The following is a 20432-nucleotide window of genomic DNA, read 5'->3' as shown; positions in this document are numbered from 1 at the left end:
TCGCGGAGGGCTTGGAACCGTCCGCCCGCGTGCCCGGCGTGAATCGCCTCACGGCGTGCGCAGCAGCCGCTCCAGATAGTCGCGCTCCATCTGCGGCGACAGCGCATCGCCGAGACGCTCGCGGATGGCGTCGAGAATGGCGCGCGCGCGCTGGGCGTCGATCTCGTCGGGCACGCCGACATCCTGGCCGAAATCGGGCCCCTGCGTCTGGCGCGGCCGGCCGAGCGGATCGCGGCCGGACTGCTGCTGCTGGCCGCCGAAGCCCTGGCCCGGCTGGCCGCCGGGCTGCTGGCCGGGCTGGCCCTGGCCCTGCTGCATGGCCTGCTGCATCTGCTGCATCATGTCGCGCGCGCCGCGGCGCAGCGCCTGCATGGCCCGGCCCTGCTGGTCCACGGCCTGCCCGTCCTCGCCCTGCCCGAGCGCGCCCTCGGCCTGTCCCATCGCGTCCTTGGCTTCGCCCAGACCCTGGCCGGGCTTCATGCCCATGCCTTCCATGCCCTTCTGCATGGCCTCAAGGTCCTTCTGCAGCTGGCCCTGCTGCTGCTGCAGGTCCTTCAGCGCCTGCTGCAGCTGTTCCTCGGTCATCGGCTGGCCGCCCTCGCCCTGCTGCGGCTGTCCCTCCTGTCCCTCCTGCGGCGCGCCGCCCTCGTCCTGCCGGTAGCGCTGGCGGCCGAGATCGAAGGTCCGGTCCATGAGCTGCTGCTGCTTCTGCAGCAGTTCGCCCATCTTGTTCATCTGCTCCTGCATCGGGCTCTCGCCGGCCTGCTGCTGCCGCTGCTGGCCCGGGCGCATCGCCTGCATCGAGTCCATCATCTGCTGCAGTTCGGAAAGGAGCTGCTGGGCGGCGTCCTTCGAGCCGGACTTGGCGAGGTCCTCGATGCGGTCGAGCATCTTGTCGAGGTCCTGCGGGCGGATCTCCTGCGCGTTCTGCGGCGGCTGCTGGCCCGGGGGCTGGTTGCGCATGGCCTCGGCCATGGCCTGCATGTAGTCCTGCATGGCCTCGCGCAGCTCGGCCATCAGCTTGTCGATCTCCTCGCTCGACGCGCCGTTCTCCAGCGCCTCCGACAGATTCTCGCGCGCGTCGCGCAGGCGCTTCTCGGCCAGCGACAGGTTGCCGTCCTCGATCCCGAGGGCGATCTCCCAGAGGAAGTCCACCGAAGAGCGCAGCGCGTCGTCGTTCGCGGCCGTCGCGATGCGGGTGCGGGCGGCGCGCAGCGCGAGATAGTCGGACGGGGTCTCGATGAACTCCTCGCCGCGCAGCGTGACCGCGTCGAGCATGGAGACGACGCGCGGCACGGTGTTGGCGTCGAGCGCCAGGATGCGCCGCTGCTCGATCACCGCGCGCGCCAGCGGATTGGTGAAGCGCCGTTCCGGCAGCACCATCGTCTTCGTCGCCGAGCGCCCGGTCTGGCCGGCATCGTCGGTGGCCACGAGCGTCAGGTCGACGGTGGCGCCCGCATAGGGGCTCTCGGTAAGGTCCGCGCTGGTGCGACCCTCCGCCGTGCCCTTGGTGCGGCGCGGCAGCGAGAGCTTCAGGTCGGGCGCTGCAAAGAGAGGACGGGCGCCCGGCGCCGGCCGGTCCGCGCCGGAGACGGCGATCTCGCCCTTGGCCTGGCGAACGCCGTAGTCGTCGGTGACCCGATAGGTCAGCTGCAGCGCGCCGTTGCGCGCGGTGGAAGGCTCGTCCTTGAAACCGATCGCGGGATCCTCGTCGGGCGTCACCGCGAAGGTCCAGTCGCCGAGCGCGGAGAAGCCGGAGGCGAGCCGCGCCGTGCCGCTCACCATCACCCTGTACTCGTATTCGACCGGACCGGTCGCCGGTGCGGAGACCGGCACCGCGGCGGCGCCGTCCGGTGTCGCGGCCGGCGCCTCGTCCTTGGCGACGGGGGCTACGGCCTCGCCCTTGGCCGCGCCCTCCGGCGTAAAGGCGAGTTCGGCGCCCGAGCGGTCCGAGAGGCGCACGGAGAGGACGGAGCCTTCGGGGACGGCGATCGGCCCCGAGGCCGGACCCGTGGCATCGGTGAGGAAGATCGGCGGCCGGCCCGTATAGCCGGGCGGCGTCACCCAGGCATCGACGCGCGCGCGCGCGATCTCGAGGCCCGGCGGGACGGCGAAGGCGTCCGACACGCGCCCGCCGCCCGGCCCGTAGGAGAAGGCGAAGGCGGTGACGAGGAGCAGCGCCACCACGGCACGCAGCGCCAGGGGATCGAGCCGCTCGCTGCGCGTGTCCGGTGCGCCGCCGCGAAGGTCGGAGAGCCGGTCCGCCATGCGGCGCTGATGCTCGCGCCAGAGCGCGGCGGCGAAGGGGTCCTCGCCGCTCTGCCGGTCGCTCTGGGCCCGGAGCGGCTGATGGTCGAGACGGCTGCGCGCCTCGATGCGCCGGTCCACCGCCTCGGCCGAAGGCAGGCGGATATGGCGGTTGCGAACGATCGCCACGAGCGCGGCGAGGCCGAGCAGCCCGACGACGACGAGGCGCGCCAAGGGCGGCAGCGCCGCGAAGAGGCCGAACCAGGACAGGACGAGGAAGAGAGACGCGAGGCAGGCCAGCGGCAGAACCAGCGGCCACGCCGCTTCCAGCGTCAGCGCCAGAAAGGCCGCGCGGCGGGGCGCGTCGAAGCGGCCGCGCTCTTGCGCATCGTCCTGCCGGTCGCGTTCCGCCATCAAGCCGCCTTCCCCAAGTCGATCGGGTTGAAGAGTAACAGCTTTTGAGGCGAAGGCGAGGCGCTGACGCCGTTGTGACAGGGCCGGGACGGGACCCGGCGCCTCAGGCGGCGGCGTCGAGCCAGAACGGCAGGCGGTCGAGGGCGATGAGGTCGGCGGTGTCGACGCGCGGGCGCACCACGGCGAAGTCCTCGCCGTTCACCATCACTTCGGGCACCAGGGCCCGCGTGTTGTAGGTTCCCGCCTGCACGGCCCCGTAGGCGCCGGCGGAGGCGATGGCGAAGAGATCGCCCGCTGCCATGGCGGGCAGCGACCGGTCCTTGGCCATGAAGTCGCCGCTCTCGCAGACCGGGCCGACGACGTCCGCGACGATTTGCGCGGCGCCCGGCGCCGGCTCGGCGACGGGGCGGATGTCGTGCCAGGCCTCGTAGAGCGTCGGCCGCACGAGATCGTTCATGGCGGTGTCGGCGATCAGGAAGGTCTTGCCCTCCGTCTCCTTCACGTAGAGCACCGAGCCGACCAGGATGCCCGCATTGGCGGCGATGAGGCGTCCCGGCTCGAAGACGACCTTGCAGCCGAGGTCGCGCACGTGCCGCTTCACGGTCTCGGCATAGGCGTCCGGCCCCGGGGGCGGCTCGTTGTCGAGCCTGTAGGGCACGCCGAGCCCGCCGCCGAGATCGACATGGGAGATGGCGTGGCCCGCCGCGCGAAGGTCCGCCACCAGCGAGGCGAGGCGCGCGAAGGCCTCGTCGAAGGGCTGCAGCTCGGTGATCTGGCTGCCGATATGCATGTCGATGCCGGAGACCGTCAGCCCCGGCAGGTCGCGGGCGCGCCCGTAGACCGCCATGGCGCGGCCGTAGGGAATGCCGAACTTGTCGCTCTTCTTGCCGGTGGAGATCTTGGCGTGGGTGCGCGCGTCGACATCCGGGTTGATGCGGAAGGAGACATGCGCGGTGCGGCCGAGGGCGACGGCGCGGGCCGAGAGAAGCTCGAGCTCGGGCTCGGATTCGACGTTGAAGCAGAAGATGCCCGCCTCGAGCGCCAGATCCATCTCGTCCGCCGTCTTGCCGACGCCGGAGAACATGATCTTCTGCGGGGCGACGCCGGCGGCAAGACCCCGCCGCAGCTCGCCGCCGGAGACGACGTCGACCCCCGAGCCGAGGCGCGCCAGCGTCGCCAGCACGGCCTGGTTGGAATTGGCCTTCATCGCGTAGCAGACGAGCGCGTCGATATCGGCGAAGGCCTGCGCGAAGACGCGGTAGTGGCGCGTCAGCGTGGCGGTCGAATAGCAGTAGAAGGGCGTGCCGACCGCCGCCGCGATGCTGCGCAGATCGACGTCCTCGGCGTGCAGGATGCCGTCCCGGTACTGGAAATGGTTCATTTGCGTCGGGTCCGGCGGGGGAAAGGTGACGTCAGTTCAGGAGCGGATCGAGCAGGAAGCTCTTGCGCGAGGCGCCAAGATTGCGCGTCACCTCGGCATTGGTGATCGTGGTGCTGGAGTTGCCGGCGATGCGGCTGCCGCGCACGGCCGAGACGCTGTCGCGGCCAAGGCCGCTGCCGCGCGCGGCGGCGGTGGAGGAGACGACGCTCGAGGGCTTGTCGGCGCCCGGCGGGATCGGGTCGCCCTTCACGCCGCAGGCGGCCAGCAGGCTGAGCGCGCCGAAGCCGAGGACGAGCCGTCCGATGGAAAGTCTGAGATCCGTGATCATGCACCGCCGGCCTTCACCCGCGCCGGACGAGCCGGCCCGTCCCCTGAAGGGACATCCTGTTCGATCTGATAGCCTGTCGCGGCGGTAAAATCACCCGTCCGCGAGAGGTTTGAGAGCCGTCGTCAGGCGTCTTCGGCAAGGCGCGCGCGCCAGTAGGCGATCTGCGAGCGCACGTTGTCGGGCGCCGTGCCGCCGAAGGAGCGGCGGCTGCGCACGGAGGCCTCGACCGAGAGGACGGCATAGACCCGCTCGTCGATCCGCGCGTCGATGCTCTTGAGGACGTCGAGCGGCAGCGCCTCGAGGCCGACCTGGTACTCCTCGGCCAGCGCCACCGCGCGGCCGGTGACGTGATGGGCCTCGCGGAAGGGGAGCCCCGCCTCGCGCACCAGCCAGTCGGCCAGATCCGTCGCGGTGGAGAAGCCGTGGCCGGCGGCGCGCGCCATGGCCTCCACCTGCATCTCCATGTCGCGCACCATGCCGGTGGAGGCGGCCAGAGCCAGGGCCAGGCTGTCGATCGCGTCGAAGACCTGTTCCTTGTCCTCCTGCATGTCCTTCGAATAGGTCAGCGGCAGGCCCTTCATCACCGTCAGCAGCGAGACCAGCGCGCCGTTGATGCGGCCGGGCTTGGCGCGCACCAGTTCGGCGGCGTCCGGGTTCTTCTTCTGCGGCATGATGGAGGAGCCGGTGGAGAAGGCGTCGGAGAGCTTCACGAAGCCGAATTGCGGCGTCGACCAGATGACGATCTCCTCGGCCAGCCGCGACAGGTGCATGGCCGCGATCGAGGCCATGGCGAGGAACTCGATCGCGTAGTCGCGGTCCGAGACCGAATCGAGCGAGTTGCGCGTCGGCTCGCGGAAGCCGAGATCGGCGGCCGTCCTGTGCCGGTCGATGGGAAAGCCCGTGCCGGCGAGCGCGGCCGCGCCCAGCGGGCACTCGTCCATGCGGGTGCGCGCGTCGCGGCAGCGCGACAGGTCGCGCGCGGCCATCTCCACATAGGCGAGGCAATGGTGGCCGAAGGTGACGGGCTGGGCCACCTGCAGATGGGTGAAGCCGGGCATCACCGTCTCGGCATGGGCCTCGGCCTTGTCGAGAAGGGCCGCGATGAAGGCGAGAAGCCCCGCCTCCACCTGGCCGAAGGCGGCCTTGACATGCAGGCGGAAGTCCACGGCCACCTGGTCGTTGCGCGAGCGTGCCGTGTGCAGGCGCCCGGCCGCCGGGCCGATCAGCTCGGCGAGACGCGCCTCCACGTTCATGTGGATGTCCTCGTGCCGGCGCGAGAAGGCGAAGCGCCCTTCCAAGATCTCGGTCCGGATCGTCTCCAGCCCTTCCGCGATCCGCGCGCCGTCCTCCGCCGCAATGATGCCGCGCTCGACGAGCATGGCGGCATGGGCTTTCGATCCGTCGATGTCTTCGCCATACAGGCGCTTGTCGAAATCGATCGACGCGTTGATCTCCTCCATGATCGCCGCGGGGCCCGAGGCGAAGCGGCCGCCCCACATCTCGTTGCTGGACTTGGTGGTCATGGAAACTCGGAAAGGTTCGCGGAACATGAGCGGGACGGCGAAGGAAAGAAGCTCCGCCTTAAGGCTCGGCCTCGTCGGCATCGCCGCCCTCGTCGCCGGGATCGTGGCGGGCGGAGCCGTCCTATACGTGATCGAAACGCGCTCTGGCAACGAAACGGCGAGCGCCTGCCCGCTCTCGGCGACGCTGAGCGCGGCGCTGAACGAGCGCGCGCGCGGCGAGGTGGCGGCCGTGCAGGTCCTGGAGCGCCCGTTCGACGCCTCGACCATCGCCTTCAAGGACGAGAACGGCCGCGCCACGACGCTCGGAGCGTTCAAGGGCTCCACCCTCCTCGTCAATCTCTGGGCCACCTGGTGCGTGCCCTGCCGCCAGGAAATGCCGGCGCTGGAGGCCCTGGAGACCGCCGAAGGGGGCGAGGACTTCGCCGTCGTGCCGATCAACGTGGAACTGGGCAGCGACGAGAAGCCGAAGGCCTTCTACGCCGAGACGGGCCTGACCGCCCTGCCCTTCTACCGCGACGAGACGATGGGCGTCTTCAACGACCTGAAGCGCCAGGGCGTGGCGCTCGGCCTTCCCGTCTCGCTCGTCGTCGGCCCGGACGGCTGCGCGCGGGCGGCGATCAACGGGCCGGCGGAATGGGCGAGCGAGGACGCGGTGCGCCTCATCGAGGCCGTGCGCACGGCGCCGGCCGTCTGAGCGGGCGCGGCCGTTCCGCCGCGCGCCGTCGTTGCCGGCCGCCTGTCCTCAGGCGCTGAGGCGCTCGAACCCGGCGCTCTCGCCGAGGTCGAGATCGAAACCGTCGTCCGAGGCGGCCTTGACCGGCGCGGGCGCGGGACGGCGCGGCGCCGGGCGGCTCGGCGCGAAGGTCTGCGCCTTCGCCTGGAGCGCGCGCACGCCGACCGGGACGGTGGGCGCCGAAGCCGCCGGCGCCGCACCGCGGGCGGACGCGTCGAGCTTGAAGAAGCCGGCGCTCTCGGCGAGGAGCGAGGCCTCCGAGGAGAGCTGCCCGGCCGTCGCCGCCATCTCGTTGGCAGCGCCCGCATTCGATTGCGTCACCTGATCGAGCTGCTGGATCGCCTGGTTGATCTGCTCGATGCCGATCGACTGCTCGCGGCAGGCGGCCGAGATTTCCGAGACGAGCTCGGCGGTGCGCTGGATATTGGGCACGAGCGCCTCGAGCATCTCGCCCGCCTGCTCGGAGGTGACGAGCGTCTCCGACGACAGCGTGCCGATCTCCTGGGCGGCGTGCTGGCTGCGCTCGGCAAGCTTTCGCACTTCGGAGGCGACCACCGCGAAGCCCTTGCCGTGGCTGCCGGCGCGTGCGGCCTCGATGGCCGCGTTCAGGGCGAGAAGGTCGGTCTGGCGGGCGATCTCCTGGATGACCGAGATCTTCTGGGCGATGGTGCGCATGGCCTCCACCGAGGCCGCGACGGCTGCGCCCGTCTTCTCGGCGCTGCCCGAGGCCTGCGTGGCCATCTTCTCGGTCGCGCCGGCATTGTCGGCGTTCTGGCGCACATTGGCCGCCATCTCCTCCACCGCGGCGGAGGCCTGCTCGGAGGCGGCGGCCTGCTCGGTGGAACCGGACGAGAGCTGTTCGGCGGTCGCGGCCGACTGGGTGGAACCCGACGCGACCTGCGAGGAGGAGGTCAGGATCGTCGAGACGACCGCGTTCAGCTTCTGGCGCATCTGGTCCATGGTCGAGAGGAGATCGCCGATCTCGTCGTCGCGCTTCACCGCCGCCGAAGCGGCGATATCGCCCGCGCCGATGCGCCGAGCATGGTCCGTGACGAGGGCGAGGCCCCGCGAAATGGAGCGCGAGAGGGCGAAGGCGGCCGCCGCGCCCAGCACGAGCGCGAACGCCACGAGGCCGATCATCACGGAACGGGTCGTCACGTATTCGTGCTGCGTGGCGCTCGCCAGGGCTTCCGCCGAGGCGCCTTCCATGGCGATCAGCCGGTCCATCCGCTCGATGATCTGCAGAAGGACGGGACGTCCCGTCGCCGCATAGTCCTTGTTGGCCGTCAGCGACGTGTTCGTCTCGGCCAGCACCGCGATCTTCTCGACGATGGGCTTCAGCATCCTCCAGTCCTCGGCCTGTTCGGCGACGGCGGCGGCCATCGGCGTGCCCGGAGCCGAGGCGATATAGGCCGTCATCGCCCTGTCGAAATCGACGAGGGTCTTGTCGAAGGCCGCCTTCGCTTCGTCGAGGCGGGTCGGCTCGGCTTCGGCGATGACGGCCGTCAGGCGGAACATCGTCGTCGGCAGATTGGCGCGCAGGAGCGAGACGGCATCGCGCAAGCCCTCGGCGCCCCGCATGTTCTCGACATCCGCGCGCATCTTCACGAAGTCCTCCGACATCTCCTCGAAGAGCGGCATCGCCTCGCGGGCGAGGCTCTCGTTGGCACGGGTCGTGGAGTTCCGCTGCAGTAGGTCCATCGCCTTTCCGGCCGCCGCCTGCCAGCTGCCGATGGCGGCGACGATGGCGTCGGTCTCGGCCAGGGCCTCGGTGCTGCCGGGCGCCAGGCCGGCCCGGTAGGTGCCCATCGTCTCGAGCTGCGCGCGGATGCTCCGCTCGATCTCCGCGCGCACGCTGGCGATCTCGGCGTCGTCGATGGAGGCCAGCATGCGGTTCACGCTGCGCCCGATATTCTGCATGCCGCGGGCGGCATCCTCCATCCGCTTCGTCTGCGCATAGGGCTGCGTTATGAAGGCCTGCATGTTCTCGTTGGAGGACCGCAACCCGGAATAGCCATAGTAGCCCGTGCCTCCCATCAGGACGAGAAGACCCGTGAAGGCGGCGGCAAGCTTAAGCTTGATGGTCAGGCGCACGTCAGATGTCCGTTCCGAGAGTGACGATGCCGGACCGTGGCACGGACAGCTTATGCGGCCGTTAAACCGCACCGAATGCTCTCGTTAATCTGACGCTATTCTCAAACGCCTGAGACCCGCCGGCGCCGGAACTCGCGCCTCGACTTCGCGCTCGGCCGAAGAGGCACGGTCGATGAAAGAGGCGCACCGCCGGGCGGCAAGGCGCCGGCGCCTTGCCCGAAACGCGTCAGCGCGTGGGAACCGGCGTTTCGCCGCGATAATCGTAGAAGCCGCGCCCGACCTTGCGGCCGAGCCAGCCGGCCTCGACATATTTCACCAGGAGCGGGCACGGGCGATATTTCGAATCGGCCAGCCCGTCATGCAGCACCTGCATGATGGAGAGGCAGGTATCGAGGCCGATGAAGTCGGCGAGCTGGAGCGGGCCCATCGGGTGGTTGGCGCCGAGCCGCATGGCCGTGTCGATCGACTCGACCGAGCCGACGCCTTCGTAGAGCGTGTAGATCGCCTCGTTGATCATCGGCAGCAGGATGCGATTGACGATGAAGGCGGGGAAGTCCTCCGAGGTCGTGATGGTCTTGTCGAGCGTCTCGACGAAGGCACGGGCGGCGGCGAAGGTCGCATCCTCGGTGGCGATGCCGCGCACGAGCTCCACGAGCTTCATGACCGGAACCGGGTTCATGAAGTGGATGCCCATGAAGCGCTCGGCGCGGTCCGTGGAGGCGGCGAGGCGCGTGATGGAGATGGAGGACGTGTTGGAGGCCAGGATCGCCGACGGCTTCAGGTGCGGGCAGATCTCGCGGTAGATCTTGCGCTTGACGATCTCGTCCTCGGTGGCCGCCTCGATCACGAGATCGGCCTGCCCGAGCGCCTGCGGCTGGCTGGAGGTCGCAACGCGCGCCAGCGCCGCGTCGCGCTCGGCGGGCGTGATCTTCTGGGAGGAGAGCTGGCGGTCCAGCGTCGACGTGAGCCGGTCGAGGCCCGCCGCGGTGCGCTCGTCCGAGACGTCGTAGAGCGTGACGTCGTAGCCGGACAGCGCGCAGACATGCGCGATGCCCGAGCCCATCTGCCCGGCGCCGACGATCCCGATCTTCCGGATGGACCCGTCCATGTCATTTCCTCCCGCTTGCTGCGATGCAGCATAGCCGGATGCCGTCCGGCCCGTCAAAGATGCGCCGGGCGGCCCGAAGGCCGCCCGGCCGAACCGTCAGAGCTTGTCCTTCAGTTCGGGCAGGAGCGTGAAGAGGTCGCCGACGAGGCCGTAATCGGCGACCTGGAAGATCGGCGCCTCCTCGTCCTTGTTGATCGCGACGATCACCTTGGAATCCTTCATGCCGGCCAGATGCTGGATCGCGCCGGAAATGCCGCAGGCGATGTAGAGGTCGGGGGCCACGACCTTGCCGGTCTGGCCCACCTGCCAGTCGTTCGGCGCGTAGCCGGCATCCACCGCCGCGCGGCTGGCGCCGATGGCCGCGCCCAGCTTGTCGGCGATCGGCAGCAGCACCTCCTCGAACTTCTCCTTCGAGCCGAGCGCCCGCCCGCCCGAGACGATGATCTTCGCCGAGGTCAGGTCCGGCCGGTCGCTGGCCGCGACCTTGTCCTCCACGAAGGCGGAAAGGCCCGGATCGCCCTTCACCTCGACCGGCTCGACCGGGGCCGAGCCGCCTTCAGCCGCAGCCGCGAAGGCGGTGGTGCGCACCGTCAGCACCTTCTTGGCATCGGCCGAGCGCACGGTCTGGATGGCGTTGCCGGCATAGATCGGGCGCTGGAACGTGTCCGGCCCGTCCACGGCCACGACGTCCGACACCTGCATCACGTCGAGGAGGGCGGCGACGCGCGGCATGACGTTCTTGGCGGCGGCAGTGGACGGGGCGACGAGCGCGTCGTAGCCGCCGGCGAGCGAGACGACGAGGTCGGCCAGCGGTTCGGCGAGGCCATGGCCGTAGAGCGGCGCGTCGGCGGTCAGGACCTTGGCGACGCCCGAAAGGGCGGCGGCGGCCGAGGCGGCCGCGGAGGCGTTCTCGCCGGCGACGAGGATGTCGACCGGGGCGCCGAGGGCCAAGGCCGCCGTGAGCGCCTTGGCGGTCTCGGGCGAGAGGCTCTGGTTGTCGTGATCTGCGATGAGGAGCGTGGTCATGGGTTCGATCTCCGGCGCGGCGTCAGAGGACGCCGGCCTCCTCCTTCAGCTTGGACAGAAGCTCGTCGACCGAGGCGACCTTCACGCCGCCCGCCCGCTTCTTCGGCTCCACGGTCGAGAGAACCGTCAGGCGCGGCGCGACGTCGACGCCGAAATCGGCCGGGCTCTTCTCCTCGAGCGGCTTCTTCTTGGCCTTCATGATGTTGGGCAGCGAGGCGTAGCGCGGCTCGTTGAGGCGAAGATCGGTCGTCACGATGGCCGGCAGCTTGAGCGACACGGTCTGCAGGCCACCGTCGACCTCGCGCGTCACCGTGGCGCTCTCGCCCTCGATGACGACCGTGTTGGCGAAGGTGCCCTGCCCCCAGCCGAGGAGCGCGGCGAGCATCTGGCCGGTCTGGTTGCAGTCGTCGTCGATGGCCTGCTTGCCGAGGAGCACGAGGCCGGGCGCCTCGGCCTCGACGACGCCCTTCAGGATCTTGGCGACGGCGAGCGGCTCCACCACCGCGTCGGTCTTCACGAGGATGCCGCGGTCGGCGCCCATGGCGAGCGCGGTGCGGATGGTCTCCTGCGCCTGCGCCGGCCCGATGGAGACGGCGACGATCTCCGTCACGGCGCCCTTCTCCTTCAGGCGGATCGCCTCTTCGACGGCGATCTCGTCGAACGGATTCATACTCATCTTCACGTTGGCGAGGTCGACGCCCGTACCGTCCGGCTTCACCCGGATCTTCACGTTGTAGTCGACCACGCGCTTCACCGCGACTAGGACCTTCATCGAAAACGCTTCTCCCATGGCAGGTCTCCGGCCCGCCCTCCGGACGTGCCGGCCCGCCCCTCCCTGGGAGGCGGCGACCCGGCGCGTCGAATGTTTCGGCACGTCGTGCCGCTCTTCAAACAGGCTCGCAGGCCGCGTTTCAAGCCCCACCCTCGCCGGTCGGCGCGTTCGCGGGCCGCGGCGACCAGTCGAAGAGCGGAACGCCCGGCTGGCGTAGGACCGGCGTCAGCACCGCGCCCGCCGCCAGCCCGCCGACATGGGCGGCATAGGAATAGTCGCCGGCGCCCGCGACGAAGAAGACCAGCTGCGTGAGCACGAAAGCGGCCAGAACGAGGAAGGCCGGGAGCCGCAGGGGCACGCGCAGGAAGGCGAGGATCCAGATCTTGGCACGCGGATGCAGCATCAGATAGGCCATGACGGTGCCCGACACCGCGCCGGAGGCGCCGACGAGCGTCGCCTGCGAATCGGGCTGGCACGCGCCGTGGAAGAGCGCGCCTGCCGCCGCGCAGCCGAGATAGAACAGCACGAAGCGCCACGGCCCCATCGCGTCCTCGACATTGTCGGCGAGGACGAACAGGAAGACGAGATTGCCGAGGAGATGCCAGAGGTCGAGATGCAGGACCGAATAGGTCACGAGCGTCAGCGGCTGCGGCAGAATGCGGTAGGCCGGCGGCAGGTCGGCAAGGCCGCTCGCGACAGCCGGGATGTAGCCGTAGGAGATCTCGTAGGCCTCGGGCAGCCAGCCCGCGCGCAGCGCCAGGAAGGTGACGGCGAAGACGCCGAGATTGACGGCGAGGATCGCGCGCGTGGCGAAAGGCGCGCGGATGCGCCTCAGCCCGTTGGCGTCGTGGAGCGGCAGGAACACCACCGCCGGCGTGTCCTAGCGGCTCTTGCCGGGCACCCAGAGGACGTCGGCCCGGCCCTCGTCGTTGGCGATGCGCGCGGCCACGAAGAGATGGTCGGAGAGCCGGTTCACATAGGTGAGCGCCGCCGTGGAGACGGTCTCGCCCTCGCGGGCGGCCAGTTCCACCATCTGCCGCTCGGCCCGCCGCGCGACGGTGCGCGCGAGATGGAGATGGGTGGCGAGCGCCGAGCCCGCCGGCAGCACGAAGGATTTCAGCGGCTCCAGCCGCTCGTTCATCGCGTCGATCTCGGCCTCCAGCCGCTCGACCTGCGAGGGCAGGATGGCGAGGCGCTCGTAGGGCAGAGGCTCGCCCGTCTCGGGGGTGGCGAGATCGGCGCCGAGGTCGAAGAGCTCGTTCTGGATGCGCGCGAGGCTCTCGTCCATCGCGCCCTCTGCGGCGAGCCGGGCGAGGCCGATGACGGAATTCAGTTCGTCCACCGTGCCGATCGCCTCGATGCGCGGGTCGAATTTCGGGCGCCGCTCGCCATTGCCGAGCGAGGTCTGCCCGCCGTCGCCGGTGCGGGTGTAGATGCGGTTCAGCCGGACCATGGCGGGTTCTTCCTCGAGACGGGCGCGCTCAGCGCGCCAGGAGCAGGACGCTGACGATGATGATGACGGCCACGCCCTGCAGCATGACGCGGGCGCGCATGAGCTGCTGCGAGCGGTTGGCGTCGCCGTCGCGCATCATGTTGAAGAGCCCGAGCAGAAGGACGATCGCGGTCGCGATCATCACGAAGAGGGCGAGATAGGTCAGGAAGCTCGACATGGCGTCGGCAGGCTCCGTCGGGTGGCGTGCGCTGTCGATATAGGCGCCCTTGGCGCGCGTCCATGCGCGCGGCGTCGATCGGTCACGGCGCGGGCGTCTCCATCGCCGCCCGCGCCGAGGAGCGCCGCGTGGCGGCCGCGACGCCGATTCCGGCGATGGCGAGCCCGGCGAGCTGCAGGAGCGTCAGCGTCTCGCCGAAGAGGAGATAGGCCAGCACCGCCGTCACGCCCGGCACGAGATACATCAGCGAGGCGAGCGAGGAGACCGCGCCGCGCTCGATCAGCACCAGCATCAGGAACACCGCGCCGATGGACAGGACGAGCACGAGCCAGAGAAGCGCGAAGAGGAGCTCGCCCGTCCAGTCGACGACCATCGTCTCGGTGGCGTAGGCGAGGAGCGCGGTCGGCGCGAGGGCGCCCAGATATTGCAGCGCCGTGCCGGTGCGCAGATCCACCCCGGTGACGAACCGCTTCTGCCAGATCGTGCCGAGCGTGATGGCGGCGACCGCGACGAAGGCCGGCGCGAGCGTGGCGAGGCTCATCTGTCCGCCGTCGCCGATCTTCGGCAGGATCACCAGCGCCACGCCGAGCAGCCCGAGCGCGAGCCCCGCCACCTGCCGCGGCCCCACCCGCTCGCCGAGGACGCTGGCCGCCAGAAGGCCCGTCAGCACCGGCTGCAGCCCGACGATCAGCGCGACGATGCCCGCCGAGAGGCCGTGTCGCACGGCGTAGAACACGCCGCCGAGATAGGCGCCGTGGATGAGCGCCCCGGCGATCGCCGCGTGCAGGGCAGTGCGCCGGTCCGGCCAGGGCGCCCGCGCCGCGAGGACGGCGCCCAGTAGGAGGATCAGCGCCAGCCCGTAGCGCAGGCTCAGGAAGGTGAAGGGCTCGGCATGGGGCATCGCGTAGCGCGCGCCGATGAAGCCGGTGGACCACAGGAGCACGAAGGTCGCCGGGAAGAAGGGCAGGAAACGCTGCACGCACGGGTCCTTCGCAAGGTCCGCCCGCCGGGGCCGGAGCGGCGCCGGGGACGGCCGGCGCAGGGAGAGGGCGGCCATAGCACCCGCCTTGCCGCCGGCAAAGCCGCCCGCTCGCGCCGCGCGCGTCGATTGCGCCGCACGTCCCGCCCCGATATCGCAGGGGCGAGCGGCGGCGGCAGGAGACGGGGACGCATGCAGGAAATCCTCGACGTCGTCGTCCCGATCTTCGGCCTGATGGCGGTGGGCTATCTCGTCGCCCGCTTCAAGCTCCTCTCGGAGGCGACGGGCGACGCGCTGAGCCGCTACGTCTTCGTGGTGGCGGTGCCGGTCCTCATCTTCCGCTCGCTCGCGGGCGCGAGCTTCGCCGGCGCCAACCCCTTCTGGCTCTGGGGCTGCTATTTCGGCTCGGTCGCCCTCGTCTGGACCGCAGGCACGATGATCGCCCGGCGGCTGCTCGCCGCCGACCGGCGCAAGGGCGTCGTCGCCGGCATCTCCTCGGCCTTCAAGAACACGGTCTTCGTGGCCGTGCCGCTCCTCCAGCGCGCCTATGGCGAGGCGGGGCTGGAGCCGCTTCTCCTCCTCATCTCCGTCCATCTGCCGCTGATGATGATCGCCTCGACGCTCCTGATGGAGCGCGCCGCGAGCCTCGACGCGCGCGAGGCCGGCACGGGCGCCGCCTCGCCCTCGATGAAGGCCGTGCTCTCGCGCGTGGCGCGGAACCTCTCCACCAACGCCATCGTCGCCGGCATCGTGGCGGGCGTTCTCTGGCGCCTCACGGGTCTCGGCATTTCGGGCCCGGCGGGCGAGGTGGTGACGCTTCTCGGCAGCACGGCCGGGCCCGTCGCGCTCTTCTCGCTCGGCATGTCGCTGACGCGCTACGGTCTGCGCGGCGATCTTCGCGCCGCCGCCCTCACCTCGGCCCTGTCTCTCGTCGTCCTGCCCGCGCTCGTCTGGGGCGTCGGCCAGTTCGCCCTGCCCCCGCACTGGCTGAAGGGCGCGGTGATGACGGCCGCCTGCCCCGCCGGCGTCAACGCCTATCTGCTGGCGGCCCATTTCAAGTCCGGCGAGCGCCTCGCCTCGACCTCCATCCTCGTCTCCACCCTCGCCTCGGTGGTCACGCTCAGCGTCTGGCTGACGCTCGTCGGCTGACGGCGTTCAGGGGAACGGCGCCTCGCCAGGCTCCGGCCCGACGCCGGCGAGCGCCGCCACGGCCCGCGCGTCGAGTCCCGACTCGAACAGGCGGGACAGCGCCGCCGCCCCGGTGCTCTTGGAGAGCTTGCGCCCGTCCGGCCCGAGCAGAAGCGCGTGGTGGTGGTAGACCGGGTCGGGCAGGCCGAGCAGCGCCTGCAGGAGGCGGTGGACGCTCGTCGCCGCTTCGAGATCCGCTCCGCGCACGACGTGGCTGACGCCTTGCGACGCGTCGTCGACGACGACCGAGAGGTGATAGCTCGTCGGCGTCTCGCGCCGCGCCAGCACCACGTCGCCCCAGTCCTGCGGACGGGCGGGCACCAGGGCGACGCCCTGTCCCTCGGGAGTCGCGGCGCTGCGGATGGACAGCGGCCCGGCGCGCTCGATCGCCTTGTCCATGTCGAGCCGCCAGACATGGGCGATCCCCGCCGCGATCAGCATCTCGCGCCGCGCCGCCGGCATGGCGCGCTCGAAGGTCGGCGCGAGCGGGGTTCCGTCCGGGTCGGCCCGCCAAAGCGTGCCGCGCTCCTCTTCCATCGCGCGCACATGGGCGCGGATCTCGCCGCGCGAGAGGAAGGACGGGTAGACGAGGCCCTCGTCCACCAGCCGGCCGAGCGCCGCGCGATAGGCCGGGAAATGCTCCGACTGGCGCCGCGCCGGACGCTCGAAGGCGAGGCCCAGCCGTGCGAGATCGCGCTCCACGCCCTCGATCAGCGCCGGCGTGCAGCGGATCGTGTCGATATCCTCGTGCCGCAGGAGAAGCCGCCCCCTTGAGCGCCGCGCCGCGCGGGCGTTGAGGAGCGCGCTGCGCGCATGGCCGAGATGGAGCGGGCCGTTCGGCGAGGGCGCGAAGCGGAAGACCGGCGGCATGATGTCCCTTCCGTGGTCGTGGCGAGGCATCTAGTCTCGGCGGGCGACGCCGTCCATCGCCGAACGGCGCGAAGGAGACCCGAACGCCCATGCGCATCGCCACGCAGCGCGACATCGAGGCCGGTCTTGCGGCCCTGGTCCGCCTCGACCCGCGCCTTGCGGCGGTCGCCGCCGTCGCGGGCGAGGTGCCGCTGCGCGCGAGCGCCGGCGGCCTGCCGGGGCTGATCGCGATCGTCATGGCGCAGCAGGTCTCCAAGGCCAGCGCGGAGGCGATCTTCGGGCGACTCTCGGCTTCCGTCCCGCTTCACGACGCCGCGGCGATCCTCGATGCCGGAGAGGAGCGCCTGCGCGCCGCCGGCCTCTCCCGCCCCAAGATGCGCACGCTGCGGGCGCTGGCGCAGGCCGTTCGCGAGGGCCGTCTCGATTTCGCGCGGCTGGAGACGCTCCCCGCGCCCGCCGCCATCGCCGAACTCGCTGCGGTGAAGGGCATCGGGCGCTGGACGGCCGAGTGCCACCTCCTCTTCGCCTGCGGCCATCCCGACCTCTTTCCGGCCGGCGACCTCGCGCTGCAGATCGCGGTGCAGCGCGCCTTCGGGCTCGAATCGCGGCCGACGGAGAAGGCGCTCGCGGCCCTTGCCGAGGGTTTCTCCCCGCACCGCTCGGTCGCGGCAAGGCTGTTCTGGCGCTATTACGCAGCGACCGGCGGGCGCGATGCAGCTCCCGCCCCCGGGATTGCGGCTTGACGACGGGTTTCATGCACCCGGTGCGCAGATCCGCGCCAGTTCTGTCCGCCCCTCCACTTGCCGCCGCGCCATTCGGCCGCGGCGCGCCAAATGGACAGACTTCACAAAGGCGACACGTTGGAGCACGATAGTGCCAATGCACGAGTAGAGCATCGCTGTGAGTAGGGAGAGACGTCCTTGACGATCGCGGTTCCACAAGAGCTTGCCCCGGCGCTCGTCCTGAACGCAGACTATCGTCCCCTCAGCTACTACCCGCTTTCCCTCTGGTCCTGGCAGGACGCGATCAAGGCGGTGTTCCTGGACCGGGTGACGATCCTCGCCGAATACGACCGGGCGGTGCATTCGCCGACCTTCTCCATGCGCCTGCCCTCCGTGGTCTGCCTGAAATCCTACGTGAAGCCGGCCCGGCACCCCGCCTTCACCCGCTTCAACGTCTTCCTGCGCGACCGCTTCCAATGCCAGTATTGCGGCTCGCCGCACGACCTGACCTTCGACCACGTCATCCCCCGCTCGCGCGGCGGCCTGACGACCTGGGAGAACGTCGTGGCCGCCTGCTCGCCCTGCAATCTCAGGAAGGGCGGCCTCATGCCCAAGGCCGCCGGCATGATCCCGCAGCAGAAGCCCTACCAGCCGACCGTGCACGACCTGCACAACAACGGCCGCCTGTTCCCGCCGAACTACCTGCACGACAGCTGGCTCGACTATCTCTACTGGGATTCCGAGCTCGATCCCGAATAGGCGCCGCCGGAAAGCCGAACGCGCGTCCCCGCATCGCGCCCGAGGGTCCCGCGATGACGCGAACGTCACTCTCCGCCCTGTCCGGATGGAGGGTTTGCGCCCTATCTCTGCGAGGGACGATGCGCGTTCCTCTCGCGGGGCGCGCGGAGACGGGAGGCACGGGCTTGGACAGGGAACGGGACGACGAGGCCTCGCTCGCCTTCTACGAAAGCCTCCCCGCCCATACCGACTTCTCCGAACTGCGCCACGAAACGGCCTACGCGCCGCTCCCGCCAGACTGGATCGTCGGCGTCTCCGACATCGTCGATTCGACCGGCGCCGTCGAAGCCGGTCGCTACAAGAGCGTCAACACCGCCGCCGCGGCCGTCATCGCGGCGCTGTCCAACGCGCTGAAGGGCGAGGACTTCCCCTTCGTCTTTGCCGGGGACGGCGCGAGCTTCGCCCTGCCCGGCCGCTACGAGGGCGAGGCGCGCGGGGTGCTCGCCTCCGTCGCGGCCTGGGTGTCGCGCGATCTCGGCATGGTCATGCGCGTCGCGGTCCTTCCCGTTTCGGCCATCCGGCGCCACGGATTCGACGTGCGCGTCGCCCGCCACGCGCCCTCGCCGGACGTCGCCTACGCCATGTTCTCGGGCGGGGGTCTCGCCTTCGCCGAGGCGCGGATGAAGGCGGGCGACTATGCCGTGGACAGGCCGGCCACCGTGCTTCCGCCGGATCTCTCGGGCCTCAATTGCCGCTTCGCCGAGATCGCCGCGCAGCGCGGGGTGATCCTCTCCGTCATCGCCCTGCCGGCGCCCGGCGCGCCGGCGGCGCGCTTCGATGCCCTGATCGGCGAGGTGCTGCGCCTCGCCGGAGACGGCGCCGAGGCCGGCAGTCCCGTGCCGGCGGAAGGGCCGCGGCTCACCTGGCCGCCCTCCTGGCAGGCGCTGACGCTGGAGGCGCGCGCCCGGCGCTCGCGCTCCGGCGGCCCGCTCTCGCTCGCCCGGCTGCGCGTCGCGCTGCACACGCTCTTCGCCCACATCCTCTTCGTCAGCGGCCTTCGCGTCGGCGCCTTCGATCCCGCGCGCTACCGGCGCCAGCTCGTCGCCAATACCGACTTCCGCAAGTTCGACGACGGCCTGCGCATGACGCTCGACTGCACGCCCGCCACCGCCGACGCCATCGAGCGCCGTCTCGCGGAGGCCGAACGGGAGGGGATCGCGCTGCAGGGCACGCACCGCCAGGACGCGGCGCTGATGACCTGCTTCGTGCCCTCCGCCTCGCGCAGCGACCACGTGCATTTCGTCGACGGGGCGACGGGCGGCTACTCGGCGGCGGCCGCCGCGGTCAAGGCGAAGGCGGCGGGCTGATCCCGACGCCGCGTCAGCGCGTGAAGCGGTCGGCGCGGGCGAAGGCGGAGAACAGCGCCAGCCCCGCGAAGAGCGCCGAGGCGATGGCGTTCCAGCCGGCGAAGGAGAGGCCGAGGAAACGCCCCGCCGCCTTGTCGCAGGAGGGCGGGCGAACCGCGTCGATGGCCGACAGAAGGTCGCCGCCGAGAAGATCGCCGCCCGGAACGCTCGCGCAGTCGGTCGGGCCGGGCCAGGCGCCCCATTCGACGCCGGCATGGAAGACGGCGAGATAGAGCGACCAGACCATGAGGAGCCCGACGCTGAGAAGGAGAAGGCGCGTGATCGCCGCCTTGCCGCGCCCGGCCGCGGACACGAGCGCCAGGAGCGCGACGGGCACCGCCACATAATAGGGAACGCGCTGGCCGAGGCACAGAGCGCAGGGAATGAAGCCGCCGACATGCTGGAAGAGGAGCGCGGTGCCGACCGTTCCCGCCATGCCCGCCAGGAGAATGGCGGAGGCGAGGGTCTGGCGCAGGCCCGTCGGCCGGCGAAACGCTTGGAGGAGAGCCATGGCAGCCTTCGGACGAGATGCGGCGGCGCCCCGGCGATCCGGAGCGCGTTTCGCTGCTTACCCCCGCCGCCCGCCTCTCGGCAATGGCGCCCCGGCTCTCGCGCATTGACGCTGCCCGCCCCGCCGATATAGTTCACCGCGACGGGCGCTTCGGCGCTCCGCCTCGCCGTGCGGGTGTGGTGGAACTGGTAGACGCGCCGGACTCAAAATCCGGTTCCGCAAGGAGTGTCGGTTCGAGCCCGACCACCCGCACCACGCTTCGCCCCCTTTCCGCCGCTGCCGATCCGAAGGCTCGGGATCGTCCCGACGCGTCTTTCTCGCTCGCCAAGAGGCGACGCCACGGTCGTCGGCCCGCGTCCGCGTGGTGCGAGTCGACCGCCCCATGCAGCGCCTTCGGCGCGCAAGGGCGCGGCGGGCTTCGGAACGCGTCCAATTCTTGACAGTGCGGTGACGCCCCGGTATGTCCCGCCCATCTTTCGGTGCGTTGCTGACGCGCCTTCAATCCTGCGGCGGAACGGAGTGAACCCGGTCGTCGCGATCGGCGATCCGGTGTTGTCATGAAGATCAAGAATTCGCTCAAGTCCCTCAAGGCGCGCCACCGTGCGAACCGCCTGGTCCGCCGCAAGGGCCGCATCTACATCATCAACAAGGAAGCCCCGCGCTACAAGGCTCGCCAGGGCTGACGCGGGCAGCCGTCCGGACGGACGGCTGGCTGAAGAGGC

20 protein-coding genes and 1 tRNA gene are annotated in these 20432 nt (G+C 70.8%); 7 read left to right on the top strand and 14 right to left on the bottom strand.

Features of this window, described 5'->3' with window-relative positions; genetic code table 11:
• Positions 1-48: 48 nt before the first annotated feature.
• From ASG48_RS05420 to argH, 4 genes are all read right to left on the bottom strand, one after another.
• Complete coding sequence (locus ASG48_RS05420) at positions 49-2661, bottom strand: TIGR02302 family protein (protein WP_055846407.1); 2613 nt, start codon at positions 2659-2661, stop codon at positions 49-51.
• 103 nt (positions 2662-2764) lie between these two features.
• Positions 2765-4042, bottom strand: a complete 1278-nt coding sequence (gene lysA, locus ASG48_RS05415; RefSeq protein ID WP_055846404.1) for a diaminopimelate decarboxylase — start codon at positions 4040-4042, stop codon at positions 2765-2767.
• A 31-nt stretch (positions 4043-4073) separates the two neighbouring features.
• On the bottom strand, positions 4074-4370 hold the full coding sequence (locus ASG48_RS05410; RefSeq protein ID WP_055846401.1) for a lipoprotein: 297 nt from the start codon (positions 4368-4370) through the stop codon (positions 4074-4076).
• 122 nt (positions 4371-4492) lie between these two features.
• Positions 4493-5893 carry an argininosuccinate lyase gene (gene argH / locus ASG48_RS05405; RefSeq protein WP_082529319.1) on the bottom strand — a complete coding sequence of 467 codons (1401 nt, stop codon included), beginning with the start codon at positions 5891-5893 and terminating at the stop codon, positions 4493-4495.
• A 25-nt stretch (positions 5894-5918) separates the two neighbouring features.
• Between argH and ASG48_RS05400 the strand changes: the two genes are divergently transcribed.
• Complete coding sequence (locus tag ASG48_RS05400; protein WP_055846398.1) at positions 5919-6587, top strand: TlpA disulfide reductase family protein; 669 nt, start codon at positions 5919-5921, stop codon at positions 6585-6587.
• Between the two features lie 48 nt (positions 6588-6635).
• Here ASG48_RS05400 and ASG48_RS05395 read toward each other — a convergent pair whose 3' ends face one another.
• From ASG48_RS05395 to ASG48_RS05360, 8 genes are all read right to left on the bottom strand, one after another.
• Positions 6636-8720, bottom strand: a complete 2085-nt coding sequence (locus tag ASG48_RS05395; RefSeq protein WP_055846395.1) for a methyl-accepting chemotaxis protein — start codon at positions 8718-8720, stop codon at positions 6636-6638.
• 226 nt (positions 8721-8946) lie between these two features.
• Positions 8947-9828: a 3-hydroxybutyryl-CoA dehydrogenase gene (locus ASG48_RS05390; protein ID WP_055846393.1), complete on the bottom strand. Its 882-nt coding sequence runs from the start codon at positions 9826-9828 to the stop codon at positions 8947-8949.
• A 96-nt stretch (positions 9829-9924) separates the two neighbouring features.
• Positions 9925-10854 (bottom strand): FAD-binding protein, encoded by a 930-nt coding sequence (locus ASG48_RS05385; RefSeq protein ID WP_055846390.1) that lies wholly within the window; start codon positions 10852-10854, stop codon positions 9925-9927.
• Positions 10855-10876: 22 nt separating this feature from the next.
• Positions 10877-11626, bottom strand: a complete 750-nt coding sequence (locus tag ASG48_RS05380) for an electron transfer flavoprotein subunit beta/FixA family protein (protein ID WP_055846387.1) — start codon at positions 11624-11626, stop codon at positions 10877-10879.
• Between the two features lie 139 nt (positions 11627-11765).
• A complete protein-coding gene (locus ASG48_RS05375) occupies positions 11766-12494 on the bottom strand; it encodes a rhomboid family intramembrane serine protease (RefSeq protein ID WP_244486770.1) in 729 nt (242 codons plus the stop codon).
• A gap of 12 nt (positions 12495-12506) precedes the next feature.
• On the bottom strand, positions 12507-13079 hold the full coding sequence (locus tag ASG48_RS05370; RefSeq protein ID WP_055846385.1) for a cob(I)yrinic acid a,c-diamide adenosyltransferase: 573 nt from the start codon (positions 13077-13079) through the stop codon (positions 12507-12509).
• Positions 13080-13107: 28 nt separating this feature from the next.
• A complete protein-coding gene (locus ASG48_RS05365) occupies positions 13108-13296 on the bottom strand; it encodes a twin transmembrane helix small protein (protein WP_055846382.1) in 189 nt (62 codons plus the stop codon).
• 82 nt (positions 13297-13378) lie between these two features.
• On the bottom strand, positions 13379-14275 hold the full coding sequence (locus tag ASG48_RS05360) for a DMT family transporter (RefSeq protein ID WP_244486769.1): 897 nt from the start codon (positions 14273-14275) through the stop codon (positions 13379-13381).
• 192 nt (positions 14276-14467) lie between these two features.
• On the opposite strand from ASG48_RS05360, the gene ASG48_RS05355 reads away from it, so the two are divergent.
• Positions 14468-15424: an AEC family transporter gene (locus ASG48_RS05355; protein ID WP_055846379.1), complete on the top strand. Its 957-nt coding sequence runs from the start codon at positions 14468-14470 to the stop codon at positions 15422-15424.
• 6 nt (positions 15425-15430) lie between these two features.
• Here the strand turns inward: ASG48_RS05355 and gluQRS are convergent, their stop codons facing one another.
• Complete coding sequence (gene gluQRS / locus ASG48_RS05350; RefSeq protein ID WP_156381509.1) at positions 15431-16336, bottom strand: tRNA glutamyl-Q(34) synthetase GluQRS; 906 nt, start codon at positions 16334-16336, stop codon at positions 15431-15433.
• Positions 16337-16422: 86 nt separating this feature from the next.
• Between gluQRS and ASG48_RS05345 the strand changes: the two genes are divergently transcribed.
• The 3 genes from ASG48_RS05345 (at position 16423) to ASG48_RS05335 (ending at position 19160) form a co-directional block, all read left to right on the top strand.
• Entirely contained in the window at positions 16423-17076 is a 654-nt protein-coding gene (locus ASG48_RS05345; RefSeq protein ID WP_055846375.1) for a DNA-3-methyladenine glycosylase, read from the top strand.
• A 177-nt stretch (positions 17077-17253) separates the two neighbouring features.
• A complete protein-coding gene (locus ASG48_RS05340; RefSeq protein WP_055846371.1) occupies positions 17254-17814 on the top strand; it encodes an HNH endonuclease in 561 nt (186 codons plus the stop codon).
• A 164-nt stretch (positions 17815-17978) separates the two neighbouring features.
• Complete coding sequence (locus ASG48_RS05335) at positions 17979-19160, top strand: DUF3095 domain-containing protein (RefSeq protein WP_055847861.1); 1182 nt, start codon at positions 17979-17981, stop codon at positions 19158-19160.
• A gap of 13 nt (positions 19161-19173) precedes the next feature.
• Here the strand turns inward: ASG48_RS05335 and ASG48_RS05330 are convergent, their stop codons facing one another.
• Positions 19174-19710 (bottom strand): disulfide bond formation protein B, encoded by a 537-nt coding sequence (locus ASG48_RS05330; RefSeq protein WP_055846369.1) that lies wholly within the window; start codon positions 19708-19710, stop codon positions 19174-19176.
• A gap of 170 nt (positions 19711-19880) precedes the next feature.
• Between ASG48_RS05330 and ASG48_RS05325 the strand changes: the two genes are divergently transcribed.
• Both ASG48_RS05325 and ykgO read left to right on the top strand, forming a co-directional pair.
• Positions 19881-19965 (top strand) — tRNA-Leu (locus tag ASG48_RS05325).
• A gap of 302 nt (positions 19966-20267) precedes the next feature.
• A complete protein-coding gene (gene ykgO, locus ASG48_RS05320) occupies positions 20268-20393 on the top strand; it encodes a type B 50S ribosomal protein L36 (RefSeq protein ID WP_055846366.1) in 126 nt (41 codons plus the stop codon).
• The last annotated feature ends 39 nt before the right edge of the window (positions 20394-20432 follow it).

This window comes from Aurantimonas sp. Leaf443 (assembly GCF_001425575.1).
Lineage (GTDB): Bacteria > Pseudomonadota > Alphaproteobacteria > Rhizobiales > Rhizobiaceae > Leaf443.
Note: the sequence above shows the minus strand (reverse complement) of the source record. Positions and strands in the feature narration are given on the sequence as shown.

Bases quoted from the DNA above. Each gene is read 5' to 3' on its own strand.
- ASG48_RS05420 (WP_055846407.1), bottom strand. From the start codon at position 2,661: ATGGCGGAACGCGACCGGCAGGACGATGCGCAAGAGCGCGGCCGCTTC.
- lysA (WP_055846404.1), bottom strand. From the start codon at position 4,042: ATGAACCATTTCCAGTACCGGGACGGCATCCTGCACGCCGAGGACGTC.
- ASG48_RS05410 (WP_055846401.1), bottom strand. From the start codon at position 4,370: ATGATCACGGATCTCAGACTTTCCATCGGACGGCTCGTCCTCGGCTTC.
- argH (WP_082529319.1), bottom strand. From the start codon at position 5,893: ATGACCACCAAGTCCAGCAACGAGATGTGGGGCGGCCGCTTCGCCTCG.
- ASG48_RS05400 (WP_055846398.1), top strand. From the start codon at position 5,919: ATGAGCGGGACGGCGAAGGAAAGAAGCTCCGCCTTAAGGCTCGGCCTC.
- ASG48_RS05390 (WP_055846393.1), bottom strand. From the start codon at position 9,828: ATGGACGGGTCCATCCGGAAGATCGGGATCGTCGGCGCCGGGCAGATG.
- ASG48_RS05385 (WP_055846390.1), bottom strand. From the start codon at position 10,854: ATGACCACGCTCCTCATCGCAGATCACGACAACCAGAGCCTCTCGCCC.
- ASG48_RS05380 (WP_055846387.1), bottom strand. From the start codon at position 11,626: ATGAAGGTCCTAGTCGCGGTGAAGCGCGTGGTCGACTACAACGTGAAG.
- ASG48_RS05370 (WP_055846385.1), bottom strand. From the start codon at position 13,079: ATGGTCCGGCTGAACCGCATCTACACCCGCACCGGCGACGGCGGGCAG.
- ASG48_RS05365 (WP_055846382.1), bottom strand. From the start codon at position 13,296: ATGTCGAGCTTCCTGACCTATCTCGCCCTCTTCGTGATGATCGCGACC.
- ASG48_RS05355 (WP_055846379.1), top strand. From the start codon at position 14,468: ATGCAGGAAATCCTCGACGTCGTCGTCCCGATCTTCGGCCTGATGGCG.
- ASG48_RS05345 (WP_055846375.1), top strand. From the start codon at position 16,423: ATGCGCATCGCCACGCAGCGCGACATCGAGGCCGGTCTTGCGGCCCTG.
- ASG48_RS05330 (WP_055846369.1), bottom strand. From the start codon at position 19,710: ATGGCTCTCCTCCAAGCGTTTCGCCGGCCGACGGGCCTGCGCCAGACC.
- ykgO (WP_055846366.1), top strand. From the start codon at position 20,268: ATGAAGATCAAGAATTCGCTCAAGTCCCTCAAGGCGCGCCACCGTGCG.